This window comes from Amycolatopsis sp. NPDC003861 (assembly GCF_053605405.1).
Genome location: NZ_JBSGJD010000483.1, coordinates 1 through 2,452, shown reverse-complemented (window position 1 = coordinate 2,452; position 2,452 = coordinate 1). Strand labels below are relative to the sequence as shown.

The following is a 2,452-nucleotide window of genomic DNA, read 5'->3' as shown; positions in this document are numbered from 1 at the left end:
CGATGCCGTCGAAGACACCGGCCCAGCGCGGGTCGTTGACCAGGTTGTAGCAGGATTCCGCGAACGCGGCCGGGTTCTTCGCCGCCTCGGTGAAGCCCGCCGACCACGTCCAGCCGCCGAAGGACCACAGCACCTTCAGCTTCGGGTGCAGCTTCTTGAGCTGGAGGATCTGGTTGAAGCTGCCGTGCAGCGCGCCGGGTTCGGTGCTGTCGGCCTGGCCGCTGACGCTGGTGGCGGCGTCGTAGGGCATGTCGTGGTCGGCCCACGGGTCGCCGACCGCGCAGCCACCGCCCGTCACGTTGCCGAACGCGTAGTTGATGTGGGTCAGCTTCGCGGCCGACCCGGACGTCTCGATGTCCTTGACGTGGTAGCCGCGGGCGTAGACGTCCCAGTCGGCGAAGTAGGCCATCACCTTGCCCTGGCCCTGCCCGGCGTCCGCCGGCGGCGCGACGACGGAGGCACCGGCGAGCGCGAGCGCGACGACGGCGATGCGTTTTCTCATGCGGAGCATGGGTTTCTCCTCATCGGCCCAGACGAGCGGACGCCTGAGGCTAACAGGTCCAGACCACTGCGGACCAGAGCGAATCGTGTGGTCAGCGGGTTTCGGTGTACCTCCGCAGCCGGGTGCGGATTCACGCGTGCGATGATCGGGCGATGACCGAGTTCGGCTGCGCCCGCTGTTCCGGCGATGACGCCCTGACCGCGCTGGCGTTCTGCACGACCCGGCTGAACAAGACCCATCGCCTGGTCGAGCGGTCGCACTTCAGCGTCTCCCTGCGCCGCTGCCCCGAGTGTGGTCAGTCGTTCGCCGCGATCTTCACCGAGTTCGTCGACTGGACCGGCGGCGAAGACGCGCAGTACTTCGACTTCGTGCCGCTCACGACGGCCGAGGTGTCGGCGCTGGCCGCGCAGGGCGCCGGGGTGGACCTGGCCGAGCTGGGCGCGCTGGGCAGCGTCCGCCGCCGGCTGTCGTCGAGCTGGCCGACCGGCGGCGTGAAGGAGATCGCCTGGCGGACGGACGCGCTTTCGGTGCGCGAAGGTCACTGACGCGCGAGGCGGAGGATCGCCGCGGCACTGCGGTCGACGTCGGCCTCGGTCGTCGTCCAGCCGGACACCGAGATCCGCAGGTACCGGCGGCCGCGCCAGGTGGTGCCGCCCAACCAGCAGGTGCCGTCGTCCTGGACCTTCCGGATGAGCGCGTCGGTGTCCCCGCCGAAGGAGACGAGGACCTGGTTGAGGACGACGTCGTTGGCGATCTCGGCACCGCCGTCGGCGAGCTTCCCGGCGAAGCGGCGGGCCAGCCGGCAGCAGCGGTCGACGAGCTCGGCGACGCCGTCGCGGCCCAGCTCGCGCAGCGCCGCCCAGACGGCGAACCCGCGGGCGCGGCGCGACGACTCCAGGGTCAGGTCGCCCATGCCGGACACCTCGCCGGCGCCGGTGAGGTAGGCGGCCCGGTAGGAGATCGCGGCGGCGTGGACGTCCGGGCGGGCGCAGAAGACGAAGCCGGAGTCGTACGGGACGTTGAGCCACTTGTGCCCGTCGCAGGCCCAGGAATCGGCGAGTTCGACGCCGTCGAGGAGCGGCCTGGTGGCCGGGTTGGCGGCGGCCCAGAGCCCGAAGGCACCATCGACGTGGAGCCAGGCCCCGGGCGCGGCTTCCCGGGCGGCGCGGAGGTCGTCGCACGCGCCGGTGTTCACGTTCCCGGCCTGCAGGCAGACGATCATCGGTCCGGCTTCGTACTTCCTGCGGAGGTCGTCGACGTCGATCCCGCCTTGAGGTCCGGCCGCGACCGTCTCGACGACCCGGGTGCCGAAGCCGAGCAGCCGCAGGGCGCGGTCGATGGTGGCGTGCCGTTCTTCACTGGCGAGAACCCGGACGCGCGGGGCGCCGACGAGCCCATCGCGTTCGACATCCCAGCCGGCTTCGGCGAGAACGTGGTGCCGCGCGGCGGCGAGGGCGGCGGTGTTCGCGGCCTGGCCACCGGTGACGAACCCGGTGGAGGCGGTGGCGGGAAGGCCGAGAAGCTCCTTGAGCCAGCTGCCGGCGGCCTCTTCGGCGGCGGCCGCGGCGGGCGAGAGGACGGCGTTGAACCCGTTCTGATCCCAGCCGGCGGCGAGGACATCGGCCGCGGTGGCGGCGGGGAGGGCGCCGCCGATGACGAAGCCGAAGAACCGGGGTCCGGCGGTGGCGACGAGCCCGGGATCGGCGGCTTCGGCGAGCTGTTCGAGCACTTCGGACGGTGGGGTGGGGTGCTTGGGGAGCGGGCCGCCGAAGCCGGCCCGCAGGACGGCGGGGTCGACGGCCTGGGCGACCGGCCGTGCCGCGAGGGTGGCACGGTAGCCGGCACCGAGCTCGGCGGCGCGGGCGAGGAGCGCGTGCATGTCGTCCACCCACCGACTGTAGGCCGGATCCGCGGTCGTGAGTGGTAAGGCGGGTTCTAACCCGCCTTAAC

General features: G+C 72.2%; 3 protein-coding genes. 1 reads left to right on the top strand and 2 read right to left on the bottom strand.

Translation table 11 applies throughout. The features are described 5' to 3' along the window. A partial coding sequence (locus tag ACWEVN_RS47570; protein WP_452055673.1) for a glycosyl hydrolase family 18 protein occupies nt 1–511 on the bottom strand: 511 nt, incomplete at its 3' end. Between the two features lie 143 nt (nt 512–654). Here ACWEVN_RS47570 and ACWEVN_RS47565 point away from each other — a divergent pair. Further along, nucleotides 655–1,047 carry a hypothetical protein gene (locus ACWEVN_RS47565; RefSeq protein WP_452055672.1) on the top strand — a complete coding sequence of 131 codons (393 nt, stop codon included), beginning with the start codon at nt 655–657 and terminating at the stop codon, nt 1,045–1,047. On the opposite strand, the gene ACWEVN_RS47560 is transcribed toward ACWEVN_RS47565, so the two are convergent. Then, the gene (locus ACWEVN_RS47560) at nt 1,041–2,381 is read right to left on the bottom strand and encodes a pyridoxal phosphate-dependent decarboxylase family protein (RefSeq protein ID WP_452055674.1); all 1,341 of its coding nucleotides are present in this window, start codon (nt 2,379–2,381) and stop codon (nt 1,041–1,043) included. The two genes, ACWEVN_RS47565 and ACWEVN_RS47560, sit on opposite strands and share 7 nt — an antisense overlap. Nucleotides 2,382–2,452: the final 71 nt, after the last annotated feature.